An 18,818-nucleotide genomic window follows, 5' to 3' on the forward strand; every position below is an offset into this window, starting at 1 on the left:
TTCCTATTATGAAGGAGGATAGCTTATATATGCCCGAAGGACTGATTGTCAAGGCGCTCAGCGGCTACTATTATGTCGCGCAGCTGGATGAAGAGGGCAAACCCCTTTCCGGCGAGCAGGCTGTGCAGTGCAGGGCACGCGGTATTTTCAAGAAAAGAGGCGAGTCACCTCTCGTAGGCGACCGTGTGAAATTCACCCTTACCGAGAACGGCGAGGGAATTGTGGATGAAATTATGAAAAGGGACTCCGAGCTTATACGTCCACCGGTAGCGAATGTATCACTGGCTGTTCTGCTCTTCTCGGTAAGAGAGCCGGATCTGAATCTCGCCTTGATGGATAAATTTCTGGTTCATATTGAACACGCCGGGCTGGATACGGTCATTTGTTTGACCAAACGCGATCTGCTGGCCGAGGAAGAGCCGGATGCTTCCCTTGAGCAGGTCCGCCGCCTTTATGAGCAAGCGGGTTACGAGGTTGTGATCACGAGCTCCAAGACCGGTTTGGGGACCGAGCGGGTGAAGGAACTGCTGGCTGGCCGCATCAGCGTCTTCTCCGGACAGTCGGGAGTCGGTAAGTCTTCCATGCTGAATGCCCTGAAGCCAGGTCTTGCGCTGGAGACAAGCGCCATCAGCTTCAGGCTCGGGCGCGGCCGGCACACGACAAGACACGTGGAGCTGATCCCGTTGGATAACGGCGGCCTGGTTGCGGATACGCCGGGCTTCAGCCAGCTTGATTTTCTGGAGCTTGGTGTGGAGGAGTTGTCTTCCTGCTTCCGGGAATTTGTCTCCTATGGGGCTGAGTGCAAATTCCGTGGATGCACACATATTCACGAACCCGGCTGCAAGGTTGCGGAAGCCGTGGAGACGGGGGAAATTGCTCGCAGCAGGTATGAGAACTATGTACAATTTTTTGAAGAAATGAAAGAAAAGAAGCGGAGGTACTAACTATGATCAAAATTGCGCCATCCATTCTGTCTGCGGATTTCGCCAAGCTCGGCAGCGAAGTGGCCGAGGCGGAAGCCGGCGGCGGAGACTGGATTCATGTGGATGTCATGGACGGTCATTTCGTCCCTAACATTACACTGGGTCCGCCCATTGTCTCCGCCATTCGTCCGTACACCAAGCTTCCGCTGGACATGCATTTGATGATTGAACAGCCTGAACGTTATATTGCGGATTTTGTGAAGGCCGGAGCCGATGTCATTACAGTCCACGCTGAAGCGTGTGTGCATCTGCACCGTGTCGTTCACATGATCAAAGAGCAGGGCAAATTGGCCGGTGTTGCTCTGAACCCCGGAACGCCTGCTTATGCAGTCAAGGAAGTGCTCCCGGACATTGATATGGTTCTGGTTATGACGGTAAATCCCGGCTTTGGAGGCCAATCCTTTATTCCGGGGACGCTGTCCAAAATCAGACAAATCCGCTCGTGGCTGAATGAAATGGGCCGTCCGGACGTACATATTGAAGTGGATGGAGGCATAACGGAAGAGACAGCTGCAGCGGTCGTGGAAGCGGGCGCGGACGTGCTGGTTGCCGGCAGCGCCGTATACAGCCGTCCTGACCGCGCAGCCGCGATTGCCGCCATTCGCAAGAGCGCGGATCTGCAGGCATGAGGCTGAAGAGTCGACATTGCAGTTCCCTTCCGGTTAAACGGCTTTGCCGCGTGCGCTTTGATCTGCTGGAATAGGCACGGCACGCTATGCATAAACATGGTTACATGAGCAGTATATTCTCATGTAACCCTTTTTTTTGTCGGGCACAAGGTTAAAACAGGTGCATAGTCTATAGAGAACGGACGCATGAGGATTATGGGGAGGGTGAAGCATGAAGTTTTACACGATCAAGCTGCCGAAATTTCTGGGAGGCTTCGTAAAAGCGATTTTGAATACATTCCAGAAAAGCTAGGAAGCATCCGTGTCAGTTGCAGGCTGGCCAGGCATGTATCCCGTGCCGGTTGCTAAGGGGGGCAACCGGGGACGGAAAACGCGGGAGCATGCCGGGAGCTGAAGTGAAGAAAACTCAATAAAAAAAGCACCCGTTGTTTTAAACGAGGTGCCTTTTGCCTATTGTACGATTATACGCGAGTCACTTTGCCGGATTTCAAGGCACGAGTGCTGACATAAACACGTTTTGGTTTACCGTTAACAAGGATGCGAACTTTTTGTACATTGACACCCCAGGTACGGCGGTTACGGTTGTTAGCGTGAGATACGTGGTTACCGCTGCCAGGCGCTTTACCTGTTACATAACATTTGCGAGACATAGATTCCACCTCCTATTCTGGAAATCACCTTTATCAACAGGTTAATGGTTAAAATAATCATCTGAACAAAACAATACTTAAATATAATATCACAGTCAAAAAAGCGGCGTCAACTGATCCAAAAACTTTATTTATTTCTATTGTTCATTATAGTACAATAATGATTAGTTCAATGTGCGTTTTTCTTGATTGTAGGACTTAATATTTTAAACTAATCATTGGAACATTAACAGATAAGCATACGTATTCATTAGAAGCAGCAGGTTGTGCTCTAAGACATGTACAATCGAGTATACCGGCCTGGGCCAGCATGACCCGGGCTTTCCATGCTGACTTTAAATCATCTTGCGCCGTCTTTTGTGGAATTTAAGATTACTGCGGCTTATGGACATGCGTATAAAGCGAGGAAGGGGAATTCTCATTGAGTAAACGTTCTTTGAATGGAACAGATTTTACCGCAATGGTGTTGGCCGGAGCGGAACAATTGCAGCAGCATGCGGAACACGTCAATTCCCTGAATGTATTCCCGGTGCCTGATGGCGATACGGGGACGAATATGAATTTGACGATGAGTGCGGGCGTAGCTGAGATCAAGAAGGGGAACTCCGCTTCCATTGGCGTTATGTCCGGCATTCTTTCCAAAGGGCTATTAATGGGAGCCCGGGGCAATTCCGGGGTCATCCTGTCGCAGTTGTTCCGCGGCTTTAGCCGTTACGCTGCCCCATACGAGGAATTAAATACCCTTCAGTTTGCGTCGGCTCTGCAGAGCGGCGTGGATGCCGCATATAAGGCGGTTATGAAGCCGGTTGAGGGCACGATTCTGACAGTGGCCAAGGAAGCGGCCAAACACGCTGTTTATTATGCCCGCCGTGCCAATGATGTGACAGAGCTTATGGAAGAAGTGCTCGGCAAGGCGAAGGAAGCACTTGCCATGACGAAGGAGATGCTGCCTGTGTTAAAGCAGGTAGGCGTTGTCGACTCTGGCGGTCAGGGACTTGTTTATATTTATGAAGGCTTTGTGCAGTATCTCCGCAGCGGAATATCTTATCCCGCAGCGCAGAAGAAGTCGCCAGGACAGAAGCTTGCCGCGTATACTCCCGGCGGAACAGCGGTTCCCGCAGCCGTAATGGTTGCTCCCGATGCGCCGATGTCGGCACAGGCGAAACTGGAAACCGAAAACATTGAATTTTTATACGATATGGAGTTTTTCATTCATCGCCAATTGGGCGGATCCGCCCATCCTGCCTTTGATGAGGAAAAATTCCGGAAAGCGTTGTCAGTGAACGGGGACTCTATCATTGTGATTGCGGACGACGATATCATCAAAGTGCATGTGCATTCCAAGGCTCCTGGCGAGGTGCTGAATTTGGCGCTGCAGCATGGTGAAATTACACAAATCCGCATTTTGAATATGCGCGAGCAGCACCGTGAGCTGCTGTCGGCAGGCAGGGACGCCGCTCCCGAACCGGAATGGTTTGCCGACATCCCGGCAGAGCCGGTGCGGGAAGAAGAGCCTTCCGAGCCGCCCGCGCATGAGCTGGCGCCTATCGGATTTATCGCCGTGTCGTCAGGACAGGGAATAACGGATATCTTTTCAAGCCTGGGCGTGGACGTCGTGCTGTCCGGAGGGCAGTCGATGAATCCGAGCACAGAGGATTTTGTCAATGCGGCCCGGGCGATCGCAGCCCAGCACATTTTTATTCTTCCGAACAACTCGAACATTGTCCTGGCTGCGGAGCAGGCCCGCGAGCTGCTGGAGGGAGAGCGGCTGGTCACAGTAATCCCGAGCAAGACGATTCCGCAGGGAATCGCGGCGGCAGTTGCCTTCCAGGAGGAAGAAACGGCAGCGATGAATCGCGAAAACATGCTGGACGCGGTCAGCCGTGTCAAATCAGGCCAGGTTACGAATGCCGTGCGGGATACGGTCATCGATGATATCGAGATTAAAGAAGGTCATTATATCGGCATCCACAACTCGAAGATTGTGGCTTCCGAAGAGGAACTGCTGCCGACCTGCCGCGAGCTGCTCTCCCAAATGATTGTGGGCGGTGACGAGGTCGTCATGATTCTGACCGGCTCTGACAGCAGCGAAGCCGATACGGAAGCTCTCGTCTCCTGGCTGGGGCAGGAATATCCGGATACGGAAGTGGAAGTGCATGAAGGCGGACAGCCTATCTATTCGTACCTCTTCTCCGTTGAGAGTTAAGCTGGCATGTTACAGGGCCGGGAGAGGAGAGTGAAGTATGCGCAGAGCATTCATAGTGACGGACAGTACGGCGGATATACCGAAAGAACTTGCCGATGAGCTGCACATCCGCATCGTGCCGCTGACGGTGATGTTTGGCGAAGAGGCGTATCTCGACGGGGTTGAAATGCCCGCCGGACGCTTCTACCCGGAACTGGTCAGGTCGAAGGAGCTGCCGACCACGTCCCAGCCCTCGCCCGCCGAGTTCAGCCATGCTTATGAGACCATTCTCGAAGCATATCCTGACGCTCAGATTGTATCTATACATCTGTCCTCAGGTGTAAGCGGGACATATCAATCGGCCGTGATCGGCCGCTCCATGCTGGATAATGAGCAGCCGGTTGCAGTATATGACTCAAAGTCCGCTTCTTACGGATACGGCTATCTGGTGGTGCATGCCGCCCGGATGGCGGCAGCAGGTCGGGAAGCAGTGGAGATTATCCGCTCCCTGGAGGAGCTGGGCCGCCAGCGTCAGCTATATTTTCTCGTTGATACGCTAGAATATTTGCAAAAGGGCGGACGAATCGGCAAAGCGGCGGCGGCCATCGGGACGCTGCTGAATATCAAGCCGATTTTGTCCATAGATCAGGATGGGATTATCTATCCTGTAGAAAAGGCAAGAGGACACAAAAAAGCGATGAACCGTATTGTCGAAATGCTGGAGCACAAGGTTAAAGGCCAAAAGATCCATGTAGTGCTGGGGCATACAGCTGATCTTTCCACGCTTGAGAGCTTGACGGACATGTTACGCAGCCGTTTCGATGTTGCCGATGTGCTGTATACGGAGATCGGAGCCGTGATCGGCACCCATGTTGGACCCGGTACGATTGCTGTCTTTGTGTGGCCTGCCGGGGGTGAGGGATGAACATGAAGCTGGATCATATCGTTTTAAAACAAATCAACGGCGTGAGTGCTCTCAAGGAGGGGGAGCTTCACGCCTTTGGCATCTCTAATGTCAGAGAGCTGCTGGAATATTACCCGTTCCGTTATGAGGATTACAGGCTGCGTTCCTTGACGGAGGTCAAGGATGGAGACAAGATTACCGTGCAGGCCAAGATTATGGGCATACCTGTGCTGCAGCGTTATGGCAAAAAATCGCGGCTGACCTGCAAGCTGATGGCGGATGAATGGATGTTTACGGCCACCTGGTTTAACCGCCATTTTCTGAAGGATCAGCTTACAGCAGGCAGGGAAATTATCGTGTCAGGCAAATGGGATGGCAAGCGGATGCAACTGACAGCCTCCGATGCCGAGTTTCCGGATAAAGGAACGACGCGTTCAGGTACTTTGCAGCCGGTCTATTCCGTCGGAGGCAAAGTTACACAGAGCTGGATGCGCAAAACGATCAACCAGGCTCTGCAGCAGTTTGGTGAGATGATTCCCGAGCTGCTGCCACAGCAACTGATCCGCAAATACAGTCTGATTCCCCGCAAGCAGGCGATCGCCGCCATTCACCGGCCGCAGGACAACCGGGAAGGACAGGAAGCACGGCGCAGGATGGTGTTTGAGGAACTATTCCTGTTTCAGCTTAAAATGCAGGCGTTTCGCGCGCTGAACCGGGGCAAAATGAACGGGGTCATACATACGGCAGACAACACCACTATCCGTGAATTTGTACGCAGCCTGCCCTTTGAGCTGACCGATGCGCAGAAGAAGGTTGAGCTTGAAATTCTTCATGATATGCGTTCTCACAGCTGTATGAACAGACTTTTGCAGGGAGATGTCGGATCAGGCAAAACGGTCATTGCCGCTATTGCGTTGTTCGCCACGGTCCGCTCCGGATTTCAGGGAGCGCTCATGGTGCCGACGGAAATTTTGGCAGAGCAGCATACCCGCTCGCTGCAGAGGCTATTTGAGCCGTTCGGAATTACGGTTGCGTTGCTAACCGGGAGCGTGACCGGCCGGAAGCGGAAGGATCTGCTGGCCTCCCTGCAAATGGGACTGATCGATATCGTCGTAGGCACGCATGCGCTTATTCAGGAGGACGTCTATTTCCGGCAGCTCGGACTGGTCGTAACTGACGAGCAGCATCGCTTCGGTGTCAACCAGCGGAGTGTGCTGCGCCGCAAAGGCTATAATCCGGATGTGCTGACCATGACGGCGACCCCCATTCCGCGGACGCTCGCCATTACGGCTTTTGGGGATATGGACGTGTCGACGATTTCGGAGCGGCCCAAAGGGCGGATTCCGATCTCGACTTATTGGGTGAAGCATGACAAGATGGACAGGGTGCTTGGTTTTATTTCACGTGAAGTGAACCAGGGCAGACAAGCCTATCTGATCTGTCCGCTCATTGAAGAATCTGACAAGCTTGACGTACAGAACGCCATTGATCTTCATATCCAGATGCAGCAGGCGTTTCCTGGCTTCAAGGTAGGTCTGCTGCATGGCCGCATGACCGCGGCGGAGAAGGAAGAAGTGATGCGTTTGTTCTACGCGAATGAGATACAACTGCTCGTATCGACGACGGTTGTGGAAGTAGGGGTCGATGTGCCCAACGCCACGCTGATGGTCATCATGGACGCCGACCGGTTCGGATTGTCCCAATTGCACCAACTGCGCGGACGTGTCGGACGCGGGGAGTATGCTTCGTACTGCGTGCTGATCGCCGATCCAAAATCGGAGGTCGGTCAGGAACGGATGAAGGCCATGACCGAAACGGATGACGGATTTGAGGTTGCGCGCCGGGATTTGGAATTGCGCGGTCCCGGTGATTTCTTCGGCACGAAGCAGAGCGGACTGCCAGAGTTCCGTCTGGCCGACATGGTTGCCGATTTCGAGGTACTGGAGCAGGCGCGCGAGGACGCCGTCAGCCTCATTCAGGATTCGTCCTTCTGGACCTCTCCGGTATACGAAGGGCTGCGTGATTATTTGCAGCAGGAACAGATTTTTCAGGGAGATTTGATCGACTAGGCACATTGGACCAGCTCTCGTCATATATTATAGACGGATGCTTTTGACGGGAGGCTGGTACAAATGGGCTATCAACAGTACGGAATCAGTCCGCAGCTGGTGGAGCGGGTAAAGCTGAAGATGAAGAACCCTGCCGCCAAGGAGCGGATCAAGAAGCTGATTGAAGGAGTTACGAAGGCGGATTTGCAAAACAAGGCGGTCGTGCAGCGGCTGGTGAAATCATCGGCCACCATTCTCCATGAAAAGCTGACGTCTGCGCAGGAGGAGCAGTTGGTCGCGTTTATCGTCGGCCAGCGCATTGATCCGAAAAATACGCTTCATCTGATCAAGCTGTGGGGCATGTTCAGGTAAGGAAAACAGGGCGTTTTCTGGCTTTCAGGTCAGGAAGCGCCCTGTTTTGTATTGTTATTAATGCTGCCTCCTTGCAATCTTGAGCGGGATACTGCAACATCTCCACTGCGCTGGGGATGCCCGGATTTCTAAAGCAAGATGTCCAAGCAAAAAAATTCGACTTTAGTTATTGACTGATCACTATCCGTTGCAGTATGATGAACTTAAGTTAGTGATTGATTAATCACAAAATTAAAAAGAGAGGTTGATAAATCATGAAAAAAGCAATCGTCGTAGGTGCAACAGGCGGAACAGGAGCTGTAATTACAGCCGAGCTGGCAAAACGGGGAATACCCGTCATCGCGTTTGGCCGTTCCCGGCAAAAGCTGGAGGAGCTTGCCGCTCAGCTGGGAAATCCGGCACACCTGTCGCTTGCTGTAGGCAATGCCTTCCGGCCGGATGACGTTGTGGCTGCGGCAAAAGAAGCCGATGTGTTATTTCATTGCGCCAATGTTCCTTATCATGAAATGGAGAGCAAGCTGATTCCGCTGGGCGAGTCCATTATGGAGGCCGCCAACCGGCTGGGTGTAAAGGTTGTCGCGATCGACGGTATTTATCCCTATGGAAGAAGACAGATGGATAAAGTGACCGAGGATCATCCCAAGCAGCCTCACACAAGGAAAGGCAAAACTCGTCTTGCTTTTGAACAGATGATCTTCAACAAACGCTGGAACAATGTGAAAGCCATGATTGTTCGTTTGCCGGATTATTACGGGCCGACAGCGAATCAGGCGTCTTATCTGGGCGGTACACTCGAAGCCATCGCAGCGGGCAAAATGGCCTTTTTCATCGGCAACATGAAGGTTTCCCGTGAATACGTGTACTTGCCGGATGCGGCCATTATGGTTGTGGAGATTGCAGGACATGATCATGCCTACGGGCAGAACTGGAACATTCCCGGCTCGGATATTATTTCCGGACATGAGATTGTGCGCATTGCCCGGCAGGCTAGCGGAACGAAGAAGCCTGTGATCCCGCTCGGCAGAACAGGACTATCGCTCCTTGGATCATTTGTTCCAGTGATGAAGGAGATTATTGAAATGCTTTACTTGACGGAAGAACCCTTGCGCTTGAGTGGAGAGAAATATGAACGTTATATTGGGAAAGTACCCGCTACCAGCCACGCGGACGGGATTGCGACCACCATTCGTGAATTGCAGAAGAGAAAGTAAAAGAATTAAGGGCCGTATGAACGCTGCGCTGCCAATGAAAGGACTTGAATGCAACTGGTCCTGCAATGCGTTATAATTATATTCAAAAAAAGATCCCAAAGGATCTAATGTGATCGCTATAAAACAGACAGGTGGAGCAAATGCAAACAAACGCCAATAACAACATGCTTTTAGATAACTGGTTAACTCTTACCAACTTACAAGAGAGAATTAACAACAAACTGGATAGTGCTTTGCAAGAACAATGCAGTTTATCCTTAAAAGAATTTTACGTGCTCTATTTCCTTTCTCAGACAAGCGAAAAAAAGCTGCGGCTACAGCAACTGCAAGAGATGGTCGGTTTAAGCCAGAGTGCCATTTCAAGGCTGGTCGCTAGAATGGAGGCCAAAAACTGCGGAGCCCTGGAAAGGTATGTTTGTGAAGACGACCGTAGAGGGGTGTACACCCGCATGACGGAATATGGTGAAGAGAAGTTAAGAAAAGCTATGGCTACCTATAATGAAATTTTGCAAGGGGCTTTTCTCAATGACGGCCTTCGCCGTGAGCTAAAATTATTGATCGAAAAATTTGAGTTAGAGGAATCTTAAAAATTGTAAAAGTGAGTAAATGTTAATGAGTGGAAATATTGACCAAGGCCCGGAAAATTTCTCCGGGTTATTTTTTCATACCCCAACAACCTACAAACCATAAAGTTGACAGTCACAGATTGTCGTGTTAAATTAAATGCATGCACATGCATATAAAATTATAAAAGGAGTTCATTTTTTATGATGGATTTATTTAGTCCTTACAAAATAAAAGGATTGGAACTGAAAAACAGAATTATGATGCCGCCGATGTGTCAGTATTCGGTTGATAAAAAAGACGGAATTGCGACGGAATGGCATTACATGCATTATGTAAGCCGGGCTATAGGCGGAGCCGGATTGATCATGGTTGAGATGACAGATGTGGAACCGGACGGTCGGATAACGGATTTTGACCTGGGACTATGGTCTGATGATCAGATTCCAGCTTTAAAAAGAATCGTGGACGCCTGCCACAGCTATGGTGCAAAAGTGGGTATTCAAATTGCCCACGCAGGGCGTAAGGCAGAAGATGCTGAAGTGCCTGTTGCTCCATCTGCAATTCCTTTTGATGAGAATTCCAAAACGCCAAGAGCTCTCTCTACATCTGAAGTTAAGGAAATGGTGGAAAAATTCCGGAACGCGGTTAGACGTGCGGTCAAAGCAGGTTTCGATACCATTGAAATTCATGGTGCTCATGGCTACTTAATCCACCAGTTTCATTCTCCGCTTACGAATAAGAGAGACGATGAGTATGGACAAGATCTAACTAAATTCGGTAAGGAGATCATCCAGGCCGCCAAAGCTGAAATGTCTGAAAGTATGCCACTAATGATGCGGATATCAGCTAAGGAATATGTCGAAGGCGGTTACGGACTGAATGAAAGTGCTGTATTTGCAAAAGAATATAAGATGGCGGGAGTAGACATCTTTGACATCTCCTCAGGTGGAGAGGGGCCTATTGGAGCATCGGGAAGACCTGGCACACACGCTGCATACCAAGTGCCGCTGGCGAAGGAAATTAAGATGGCATTAGACGTTCCGGTAGTCGCTGTCGGCAGGCTCGACGATCCTACACTGGCTAATGCTGTCATTGGCAATGAAGAAGCCGATCTTGTAGCGATAGGAAGAGGTATGCTGAGAAATCCTTATTGGGCGCTGGAAGCAGCGGCTATGCTAAGAAAGGATGCACCTGTCCCTAAACAGTATAAGACTGGTTTTTAATCAAATGAGTACAAAGGCGGCCTGATATGGCTGCCTTTTTCACAAGTTATCCTTCAATATCTCCAATCCTTTGTTGAAGTTAAGTGATTGATTAACAATTGTAGTATAATAGATAAGAAAAAGAGGACGTATCTTAGAGCCGAAACGGCTTGGGACGTCCTTTGTATTTTGTAATAATAGCGTTGAAACAAACCGGATAAGGGTACATATCTAACCACAAAACTATTCTAACGGTTGCCACAACCTCTATTGGCTCCAAGACGTTGATTTCAAATTATAGTAGTTGTCATGGCGCTTATTTCGCTTAACCCGGATATTTTCGCCTAGATTAAGGAAAATAGCGTCGGTCGCGACCATTAGAATTTGAAAAGGTCTTTTATCGTAACATAGCAGATGCTGCAATCAACCATGTGGCAAGCGTTTGAATGGCATGCGAAATCCGGGTATTCTGTCCTCAAATTATTTCTCATTTTTTTATCCATTTCAAACAATAACACTTTCGTTGATCCAGTCAGCTGTGTCTTGATGAAACGTGTGATAGCACCTGTACCTGACCCGAGCTCTGCGACAGCCTTGACCTCATTCCATGGTACATTTTGAACCATTTTAGCCCCTAGAAACCGGGAACTAGGCAGGACACTTCCCACTCGTTTTGGATTTTGGAGAAAGCCTTTTAAAAAAAGCAGATTTTCATTGATGTTCAACTATTTTTCCCCCTCGCTTTGTTTTCCACATAAACATAGTAACGGAAAAATCTAAGGAATTCACGAGGATAAATCTAAAAAAATTCTGAAGATGAAAGATAAACCCCCTCTCATTTATAATGCCCCCCGATTTTCAAAGATCTCTCCAAAGCCTGCCCGGCGGGGGTGAGGGAGGAGGCCCGGATGATCGCCGCGCTGCCATACCGTTCTTTAATGCTGTCCGTGGCTTTTTCCAGAGAGCGGGTTCGCTCCTCGTCTTCAAAGAAGGAGAGCTGGTATGTCTCCCCGTCCGTCAAACCACTCAGGCTGATACCCAGGCGCCGTACCGGCATATGATTCCAGAACTTATAGAAAATCTCCTTCACGGTTTGGTAGACTTTATTCGTATTGTTGGTCAGATCAGGCAGCTTCATCTGGCGGGAAAATCCGGTCGGCGTCTCGTACGGGCTGCACATGCAGCCAACGGTGACCACGGAGCCCATGTATCCTTTGCGGCGGGTGTCCCGACATACTTCCTCCGTGAGCTCCAGCAAAATGGTCTCCACCTCGTGCGGCTCTACATAATCCCTGGGCAGGGTCATCATATGGCCGATCGACTTCTGCGGAGTGCTGAACGTGTACGGGGCGACAGGGCTGTCGTCCAGGCCGTTGGCTGTTCTCCACATCACTTCAGCCTGAATATCCGATTGCTTGCCAAAATGGGCACGAAATTTGCGCTTCAGCTCAGGCAAGGGCGTTCTGGCAATATCTCCGATGGTGGTCATGCCGAGCCGCGCGAAATGGGCTGTCATGCGTGAGCCCACGCCGAACATTTTGTTCACCGGCTGCGGCCACAACAGAGGTTCTATCTCGTTCCTGGACAGCGTGAACAGGCCGCTCTTGTTCTTCTTCGCCCAAATATCGGTTGCGATTTTGGCCAGCATTTTGTTGGAGCTGATGCCAATCCGCACCCAGATCTTGGTGTCAAGCAGAACCTTTTGCTGGATTTCCCGGGCAATGGTCATGGGATCGCTGCCGAATATATGCTGGCTGCGGGACACATCGAGAAACTGCTCGTCAACGCTGAAAACCTCCACCAAGTCGGTATATTTCCTATATATCTCGGTGATTTTCAAAGAAACATCAATATAATATTTCATGCGGGGACGTACAATGACCAACTCCGGACACTTCTTGAGTGCTTGACCGAGGCGTTCGGCTGTAGCTACACCGTGTTTTCTGGCTATAGGACATGCGGCCAAAATAATCCCCGACCTGCGTGTAGGGTCTCCTGCTACCACAAGCGGCTTGTTTTTATACTCCGGATGTTCTGCTTTCTCGACACTGGCATAGAAGCTCTGGCAGTCTGCCAAAAAAATGGTTCGCTCATTTGTCTTAGCCATCTTGTTTCCTCCAACTTAAGGTATAAATGCGAACGTACATTCCTGTATATTATAGAACAAACATTTGTTCTATGTATGAGGTAATTACTGGTTTCTAAAAATGAATAACTAAAGACTTGACGAATCACAAAAGAGTAGCTAAAACGATCATATGTAACTAATGTAGTTACAATTAATTCGAATGTTAATTATTATGAAAGAGGGCAGATCTTGAATGAAAACATTAGTTATTGTGGCGCATCCCCATTTGGAGCAATCCCGCATTAACAAACGGTGGGTCGAGGAGCTTCAAGGCAAGTCAAACGTGACCGTACATAATCTGTATGAGGAATATCCGTCCGAACAGATTGATGTGGCACGTGAGCAGCAATTGCTGGAGGAACATGACCGTATCGTTCTGCAGTTCCCGTTTTATTGGTACAGCACACCGCCGCTTTTGAAAAAATGGGAGGATATGGTCCTGGCTTACGGCTGGGCCTTTGGCGAGGGTGGAACAAAACTGCACGGCAAATGAAGCGGGTATTGACGGGCGGTATTCCGTCCAATACCCGCCTTTTTGTCATTCCGGAAAAGCGGCGGGCATTCACCTTTATCCCTGAATGTGGGGAGCAATTGGCCCGTGCTTACCTTAACGTTGCGTCAATGTTTTATAATGATGTGGACACAGGGAGGGGAACGGAATATGCATAGAATGAAAATTAACGAACTGGCCCGGCAGCTGAATATTTCCGCGCGGGCGATCCGGTTTTATGAGGAAAAAGGGATGATCCGGCCCGGCAAGGACCCGGGGAACGGCTATCGGCTGTTCAGCCAGCGGGATGCGCTGCGCCTGCGCATCATTGTGACGCTGCGTGAATTCGGCATGGGGGTGGGAGAGGTTAAGCAGCTGCTGGAGCTGCTGGATCGTGGGCTACACGAGGAGGCGGTCTATGTGCTGGAGCAGCAGCGTTCCGCCATGTTCGACCGCTGGATGGAAGGCAAGCGCAATCTGGATGCGGCTGATTTTATGATCCGGCAGCTCCAAGGGGAGCGCGGTCCTGAATGGGAGGACCTGTTCGAGCTGGCCGGAGGCCTGAAGCATCGCCGCCAGCTGCGTGACGGCTGGCGGGACACATGGGATTTCGACAGCCGCGCCGCCGTGCATGATGAGCTGGTCAGCGGAACGGATAGCAGCGGGGGGCGGCACCTGGCCTATACGACGACCTTGCGGATGATGGTGGAACGCGTTCTTCCCGCTCCGGGGGAAAGGGGCCTGGATGCCGGCGCCGGCACGGGCAACCTGGCAGGATTGCTTGCGGAAGCTGGTGCGGCAATGGCGGGGATCGACCAGTCCATGGAAATGCTGAAGCAGTGTCGCCGCAAATTCCCGCAGGTGGAGGCGAGACTGGGCAATTTGCTGTCCATACCTTATCTGGATGGAAGCTTCGACTTTGTGGCAAGCAGTTATGCGCTGCGTCATCTGACCCCGGAGCAGAAGCCGGTGGCACTGTCCGAGATGAAGCGGGTACTGAAGCCTCACGGCCGAATCTGCATCGCGGATTTGATGTACGCGGAAGAGGGCAGTCCGGGGAACGATCTGCCGGTGATGGATGTGGCCGACACGGTGATCGGTTCCTTGGATACGCCTGTATACTATGCACATTGTCAGGAGCTGCTGGAATGGTTCGGAAGGAACGGTTATTTGGCGGCGGTTCACCCTATCAGCGGAGCCGTGCACATGATTTATGCGGTTCCCGTTCAGCGTGGTCCCCTGCCTGCAGAAGCAGGAGAGATTCGGCCTTGACCTTCACGCAAGGGCATCCTGTAACCTGTCGGTATAAACCAAACGACAGGAGGAAGCTTTATGTCAGCAATTAAAATTAAGGGTGCGACGATCTTCACTATGGTGGAAGGGGAAGCCCCCTATGAGGGTGATCTTTTGATCCGGGACAGCCACATCGCAAGCATAGGCCCGTCCATTGCCGAAGAGGCGGAGGAGGTGCTGGACGGCCACGGCATGCTCGCCATGCCCGGGCTCGTCAACGCCCATCAGCATTCACCGATGAGTCTGCTGCGGGCCTTTAGCGATGATCTGAAGCTAATGGACTGGCTGGAACGAAAAATGCTGCCTGCGGAAAACCGCATGACCCCGGAGGATATTTATTGGGGAGCGAAGCTGGGTATTGCGGAAATGATCAAATCCGGCACCACGGCTTTTGCGGATATGTATATTCATATGAACGAGATCGCCGAAGCGGTAAAGGAGACGGGAATTCGAGCTTCCCTTACGCGTGGTGTCATCGGGCTCGAAGACGACGGGGGACGGAGAATGGCGGAAGCGGCCGACCTGATCGACCGCTGGCATGGGCAGGCGGACGGCAGAATCACAACGATGGTCGGGCCGCATGCCCCTTATACCTGTCCTCCGCATTTTATGAAAGAAGCGCTTGTGCTGGCCGCAGACAAGCGTGTGCCTGTGCATACTCATCTTGCGGAAACGATGGAGGAGACCGCCAAAATACGGGAGAAATACAATTGCACCCCAACTGAATATTTGGCCGATACGGGGCTACTTGCCCACGACCATGTTCTTCTTGCCCATGGTGTGCATTTAACGCCGGAAGACGTAAAGCTGCTGCGCGGAATCAAGGGGGGTGTGGCCCATAATCCGGTCAGCAACCTGAAGCTGTCCTGCGGCATTGCGCCTGTGGCCGAGCTGCTGAAGCAGGGCACAACAGTTGGACTCGGCACGGACGGGGCGGGCAGCGCAACAAGGCTTGATATGTTCGAGGAAATCAAAGCAGCTGCCTGGCTGCAGAAGCTGCGATCCGGCAATCCCGCTTCCTTCACAGCAGGAGAAGCACTGGCCATGGCCACCGCCGGCGGGGCTGAACTGCTCGGGCTGAGGGAGGAAATCGGCACGCTGGAGGCAGGCAAAAAAGCGGATATCATTCTGATCGATCTGCGCAAGCCGCATTTGCAGCCTGTCCATCGTGCAGAATCGCTGCTTGCCTACAGTGTGGGCGGAGCCGATGTGGACACGACGATTGTTAATGGGCGTATTTTGATGCAGGGCCGGCGCCTGCTGACGATAGATGAAGAGGAAATTATACGCGAGACGGCTGTGCGCGCCCGACGGATTACGGCCGGGATTTAATCTGTCAGGGGCAGGTGCGGGCAATGCTTCATTTTTTTTCAAACAGGGGTTTTCATAGCGGCAGAAAAGGAGTATTCTTTTAGACTTGAGGGCTGTACAAATGGATACATATAACTCGTATAGGGAAAGAAGGAATGCCGTTGTCTCGCTCATTATATGCAGCTCTGATTCTGCTTAGTCTGATTTGGGGAGGCTCCTTCCTGTTTATCAAGGTGCTGCTGCAGCATGACCTTGGCCCATGGGCGATAGCCAGCGTGCGTTCTTTATTCGGCCTGATATTCATCCTGCTCGTTATGCTGGTTTTGCGCAAGCCTTTTTCCTTAAAACAAGTACCGTGGGGTGGGGCTGTCGTCGTATCACTGGTGAATATGGCTCTCCCCTGGGGCTTGATCGCATTCAGCGAAACACGGCTGACCAGCAGCATGGCCTCGGTGCTGAATGCCACGACACCGATCTGGGCCATGCTGGTCGGGCTGCTGTTTTTCAGGGCCTCCTTCACCCGGATGCAATGGACGGGAATGCTGGTGGCCTTTGCAGGCATTATTGTCCTGCTCGATATTAATCCTGTGACCATCATTTCAGTGGACCCGGTCGGTTTTGCCTGCATGCTGGCGGCCACGCTATGTTATGGGATTGGCACGCAGCTGTCCAGACGCCTGCTCGGCGGGCTCAGCATGTATCAAATGACCTTTGCCACACTTGCAGGCGCGGCTGCGGGAAGCGGACTGGTCGCTGTCTTTACGGAACAGGCTCCTGATCTGACGGAGCCAGCCGTCCTCGGCTCCTTTATCGGCCTTGGTGTGCTGGGCTCGGGCGTGGCTTATATTTTGTTCAATTATATGGTGATGAAGGGAAGCCCGGAGTTTGCGACTTCCGTAACCTATCTTGTTCCGGCGAGCGCCATGGTCTGGGGGTACACCCTGCTTGGCGAGCACATCGGATGGAATCTGCTTGCGGGTCTGGTCCTGATTCTCGGCGGCGTGTTTGTGGCGAACCGCAAACCGGGAGGAAATCCTGGCAAGAAAATGAGCAAAAAGGCGGATATCCCGTCATAATGCCGCCTGCTGCCGCATAATTATTGAAATGTGCCGGAAATATCCGCGCAAGCAAGTTGTTTGGCACATGGCGCTGTGTGGTATAATAGATTAGGAGGAACAGCCCATCGGTATGCAGGTGCTGTCCCTTCAAACCAAAGAGAAAGGATCAGGATACCATGAGTCCCCGAAGGATGATTCCCCAAAGGACGATTTGGAAACGTTATGATCTATCCTATACTTAGCTCTTCCGTGAGTGTACGTCGGTGACCGACTACTGCGGAAGAGGGGATTATAATGCGAAGGACCAAGTCCTCCAGGCGAATGTTGCACCCGAGCTTCCGTGAGTACCGGTTGATGATAAACCAACTTGCGAGAAACCGGGGGAGCCTGTATGAGGATAACGAACAAGAAGAAGCTTTTTAACAGAACGGCGGAACAAACAGCTGTCATGCTGCTTGGAACCTTCATTCTGGCATTTGCCTATTACCATATTAACTTTGCGAATCATTTGTCTGAAGGCGGCTTTGTAGGGCTTGCCCTGCTGGGCAAGTATGCGTTCGGACTGTCGCCGGCATGGAGCGTGCTGTTGCTGGATATACCGGTCCTGATCGCCGCCTGGCTGATCAGGGGCTGGCGCTTTGCGGCCCGCGCGCTATTGGGAGCGGCTGCGTTCTCTATATTTTACAGCGGCCTGGAATGGTTTTCAGCGCCGGTAATGAATTTGCAGGACAATCTGGCTGTTGCTTCGGTGCTGTCCGGGGTGTTGACCGGGCTGGGCGCAGGAATCGTTATGCGCAGCGGGGGAGCTACAGGCGGAGACGATATTCTGTCCATTATGATCAGCGAGTGGAAGGGCTGGAAGCTGGGCAGCGTATTTTTTGTAAGCGACTGTATCGTGCTGCTGCTGTCACTCTTTTATTTGCCTTTCAAAGAAACGATGTATACCATTTTTGCGGTGTGGATTGCTGGTCAAATGATTACGCTGACGGTCGGGTTCAGACTCAGGTCTGCTGCCAAGGCCAATATCAAGGCTAAGGGAAAGGGCCAGCCTGCCGCCGGCACAGCATTGACTGGAGTACAAAGCGTACGGCAATCATCATGATAAAATGTCTAAAAACCGTCCGGTAATTAATTCCGAACGGTTTTTTGGCGTTATCTGCAATCCTGCTTCATGAATGCAAAGAATGCGGGCTGGTCATTCACTCAACTAAAAAACTCTGTAGTTGCGGTGTAGGTTGAAATTGATCGATTGATAATAACATGTTAAAGAAAATCGCTGAGCATGTATTTCCGGTTAGATATCATCTTGAATTGCTCAGTTATTTATTTGAGTGTGCCTAGTTAGACTGTTATCTGTTTCAATTCTCCCTTTAAATGAATTAAATAAGTTAGCTGTAACTTTCAGGTACTCAGTTGGACACAACGCAAATAAAGGGTGCGGAGCACCCCGACGGGCTGCTCCACTCGCGAACACTGTTTCGCATCCTCCAGACGTCGTACTTCCAGAATGCGATCATATCGTGCGGCCAAGTGGGAGATCGTTTCTGTCGTCCATGCCTCTCCGGATTGTGTGACCGCCTGGGACTCCAGAACCAGGTTGATCATCGCTTCCTTCAGAGATTTGTTGTTTACGAGGAACCTGAGTAGTTACAGTTAGCTTTCTATTTGGAAAAGAGGAGTGAGAATAAATGGGTTATGATTTACCGTCACCGCCGCCACCACCACCGCCGCCACCACCGGATGATCTATTATCATAATTACTGAACGTATTGAGCGCAGTTGTGAAT

General features: G+C 51.3%; 17 protein-coding genes and 2 pseudogenes. 15 read left to right on the forward strand and 4 right to left on the reverse strand.

What is annotated here, in order from left to right:
* The first annotated feature begins 29 nt into the window (after positions 1-29).
* From rsgA to spoVM, 3 genes are all read left to right on the forward strand, one after another.
* Positions 30-944 carry a ribosome small subunit-dependent GTPase A gene (rsgA, locus tag ACE5LO_RS03515; protein ID WP_375518680.1) on the forward strand — a complete coding sequence of 305 codons (915 nt, stop codon included), beginning with the start codon at positions 30-32 and terminating at the stop codon, positions 942-944.
* A 2-nt stretch (positions 945-946) separates the two neighbouring features.
* A complete protein-coding gene (gene rpe, locus ACE5LO_RS03520) occupies positions 947-1,612 on the forward strand; it encodes a ribulose-phosphate 3-epimerase (protein WP_375518681.1) in 666 nt (221 codons plus the stop codon).
* Between the two features lie 211 nt (positions 1,613-1,823).
* Positions 1,824-1,904 (forward strand): stage V sporulation protein SpoVM, encoded by an 81-nt coding sequence (gene spoVM, locus ACE5LO_RS03525; protein WP_040711006.1) that lies wholly within the window; start codon positions 1,824-1,826, stop codon positions 1,902-1,904.
* Positions 1,905-2,073: 169 nt separating this feature from the next.
* On the opposite strand, the gene rpmB is transcribed toward spoVM, so the two are convergent.
* Positions 2,074-2,262 carry a 50S ribosomal protein L28 gene (gene rpmB / locus ACE5LO_RS03530; protein ID WP_375353980.1) on the reverse strand — a complete coding sequence of 63 codons (189 nt, stop codon included), beginning with the start codon at positions 2,260-2,262 and terminating at the stop codon, positions 2,074-2,076.
* Between the two features lie 421 nt (positions 2,263-2,683).
* On the opposite strand from rpmB, the gene fakA reads away from it, so the two are divergent.
* From fakA to ACE5LO_RS03565, 7 genes are all read left to right on the forward strand, one after another.
* Positions 2,684-4,468 carry a fatty acid kinase ATP-binding subunit FakA gene (gene fakA / locus ACE5LO_RS03535; RefSeq protein ID WP_375518682.1) on the forward strand — a complete coding sequence of 595 codons (1,785 nt, stop codon included), beginning with the start codon at positions 2,684-2,686 and terminating at the stop codon, positions 4,466-4,468.
* 37 nt (positions 4,469-4,505) lie between these two features.
* A complete protein-coding gene (fakB, locus tag ACE5LO_RS03540; protein ID WP_375518683.1) occupies positions 4,506-5,372 on the forward strand; it encodes a fatty acid kinase binding subunit FakB in 867 nt (288 codons plus the stop codon).
* Positions 5,369-7,420, forward strand: a complete 2,052-nt coding sequence (recG, locus tag ACE5LO_RS03545; protein WP_375518684.1) for an ATP-dependent DNA helicase RecG — start codon at positions 5,369-5,371, stop codon at positions 7,418-7,420. The genes fakB and recG overlap by 4 nt, the downstream gene beginning before the upstream one ends.
* Before the next feature lie 63 nt (positions 7,421-7,483).
* The gene (locus tag ACE5LO_RS03550; protein WP_375518685.1) at positions 7,484-7,771 is read left to right on the forward strand and encodes a stage VI sporulation protein F; all 288 of its coding nucleotides are present in this window, start codon (positions 7,484-7,486) and stop codon (positions 7,769-7,771) included.
* Between the two features lie 254 nt (positions 7,772-8,025).
* On the forward strand, positions 8,026-8,982 hold the full coding sequence (locus ACE5LO_RS03555) for an SDR family NAD(P)-dependent oxidoreductase (protein WP_375518686.1): 957 nt from the start codon (positions 8,026-8,028) through the stop codon (positions 8,980-8,982).
* A gap of 140 nt (positions 8,983-9,122) precedes the next feature.
* Positions 9,123-9,569, forward strand: coding sequence for a MarR family winged helix-turn-helix transcriptional regulator (locus tag ACE5LO_RS03560; RefSeq protein WP_375518687.1), 447 nt, complete (start codon positions 9,123-9,125; stop codon positions 9,567-9,569).
* A gap of 180 nt (positions 9,570-9,749) precedes the next feature.
* Positions 9,750-10,772 carry an NADH:flavin oxidoreductase/NADH oxidase gene (locus ACE5LO_RS03565; RefSeq protein WP_375518688.1) on the forward strand — a complete coding sequence of 341 codons (1,023 nt, stop codon included), beginning with the start codon at positions 9,750-9,752 and terminating at the stop codon, positions 10,770-10,772.
* 401 nt (positions 10,773-11,173) lie between these two features.
* Here ACE5LO_RS03565 and ACE5LO_RS03570 read toward each other — a convergent pair.
* Positions 11,174-11,476 (reverse strand): annotated as a pseudogene (locus ACE5LO_RS03570) (class I SAM-dependent methyltransferase); the annotation flags it as partial.
* A gap of 110 nt (positions 11,477-11,586) precedes the next feature.
* A complete protein-coding gene (locus ACE5LO_RS03575) occupies positions 11,587-12,858 on the reverse strand; it encodes a DNA polymerase IV (protein ID WP_375518689.1) in 1,272 nt (423 codons plus the stop codon).
* 214 nt (positions 12,859-13,072) lie between these two features.
* Between ACE5LO_RS03575 and ACE5LO_RS03580 the strand changes: the two are divergent.
* The 5 genes and pseudogenes from ACE5LO_RS03580 to ACE5LO_RS03600 form a co-directional block, all read left to right on the forward strand.
* A pseudogene (locus tag ACE5LO_RS03580) lies at positions 13,073-13,369 on the forward strand (NAD(P)H-dependent oxidoreductase); the annotation flags it as partial.
* A gap of 171 nt (positions 13,370-13,540) precedes the next feature.
* The gene (locus ACE5LO_RS03585) at positions 13,541-14,641 is read left to right on the forward strand and encodes a MerR family transcriptional regulator (protein WP_375518690.1); all 1,101 of its coding nucleotides are present in this window, start codon (positions 13,541-13,543) and stop codon (positions 14,639-14,641) included.
* Between the two features lie 60 nt (positions 14,642-14,701).
* Positions 14,702-15,994, forward strand: coding sequence for an amidohydrolase (locus ACE5LO_RS03590; RefSeq protein ID WP_375518691.1), 1,293 nt, complete (start codon positions 14,702-14,704; stop codon positions 15,992-15,994).
* 140 nt (positions 15,995-16,134) lie between these two features.
* The gene (locus ACE5LO_RS03595) at positions 16,135-17,049 is read left to right on the forward strand and encodes a DMT family transporter (protein ID WP_375518692.1); all 915 of its coding nucleotides are present in this window, start codon (positions 16,135-16,137) and stop codon (positions 17,047-17,049) included.
* A gap of 373 nt (positions 17,050-17,422) precedes the next feature.
* Positions 17,423-18,133 carry a YitT family protein gene (locus ACE5LO_RS03600; protein ID WP_375518693.1) on the forward strand — a complete coding sequence of 237 codons (711 nt, stop codon included), beginning with the start codon at positions 17,423-17,425 and terminating at the stop codon, positions 18,131-18,133.
* Between the two features lie 299 nt (positions 18,134-18,432).
* Here ACE5LO_RS03600 and ACE5LO_RS03605 read toward each other — a convergent pair whose 3' ends face one another.
* Complete coding sequence (locus ACE5LO_RS03605) at positions 18,433-18,636, reverse strand: hypothetical protein (protein ID WP_375518694.1); 204 nt, start codon at positions 18,634-18,636, stop codon at positions 18,433-18,435.
* Positions 18,637-18,818 lie beyond the last annotated feature (182 nt).

Origin of the sequence: Paenibacillus medicaginis, from assembly GCF_042138635.1 — a bacterium.
GTDB lineage: Bacteria > Bacillota > Bacilli > Paenibacillales > Paenibacillaceae > Paenibacillus > Paenibacillus medicaginis.

Coding starts and splice junctions, on each gene's coding strand:
- rsgA (WP_375518680.1), top strand. CDS start 30: ATGCCCGAAGGACTGATTGTCAAGGCGCTCAGCGGCTACTATTATGTC.
- rpe (WP_375518681.1), top strand. CDS start 947: ATGATCAAAATTGCGCCATCCATTCTGTCTGCGGATTTCGCCAAGCTC.
- spoVM (WP_040711006.1), top strand. CDS start 1,824: ATGAAGTTTTACACGATCAAGCTGCCGAAATTTCTGGGAGGCTTCGTA.
- rpmB (WP_375353980.1), bottom strand. CDS start 2,262: ATGTCTCGCAAATGTTATGTAACAGGTAAAGCGCCTGGCAGCGGTAAC.
- fakB (WP_375518683.1), top strand. CDS start 4,506: ATGCGCAGAGCATTCATAGTGACGGACAGTACGGCGGATATACCGAAA.
- recG (WP_375518684.1), top strand. CDS start 5,369: ATGAACATGAAGCTGGATCATATCGTTTTAAAACAAATCAACGGCGTG.
- ACE5LO_RS03550 (WP_375518685.1), top strand. CDS start 7,484: ATGGGCTATCAACAGTACGGAATCAGTCCGCAGCTGGTGGAGCGGGTA.
- ACE5LO_RS03555 (WP_375518686.1), top strand. CDS start 8,026: ATGAAAAAAGCAATCGTCGTAGGTGCAACAGGCGGAACAGGAGCTGTA.
- ACE5LO_RS03560 (WP_375518687.1), top strand. CDS start 9,123: ATGCAAACAAACGCCAATAACAACATGCTTTTAGATAACTGGTTAACT.
- ACE5LO_RS03565 (WP_375518688.1), top strand. CDS start 9,750: ATGATGGATTTATTTAGTCCTTACAAAATAAAAGGATTGGAACTGAAA.
- ACE5LO_RS03575 (WP_375518689.1), bottom strand. CDS start 12,858: ATGGCTAAGACAAATGAGCGAACCATTTTTTTGGCAGACTGCCAGAGC.
- ACE5LO_RS03585 (WP_375518690.1), top strand. CDS start 13,541: ATGCATAGAATGAAAATTAACGAACTGGCCCGGCAGCTGAATATTTCC.
- ACE5LO_RS03590 (WP_375518691.1), top strand. CDS start 14,702: ATGTCAGCAATTAAAATTAAGGGTGCGACGATCTTCACTATGGTGGAA.
- ACE5LO_RS03600 (WP_375518693.1), top strand. CDS start 17,423: ATGAGGATAACGAACAAGAAGAAGCTTTTTAACAGAACGGCGGAACAA.
- ACE5LO_RS03605 (WP_375518694.1), bottom strand. CDS start 18,636: ATGATCAACCTGGTTCTGGAGTCCCAGGCGGTCACACAATCCGGAGAG.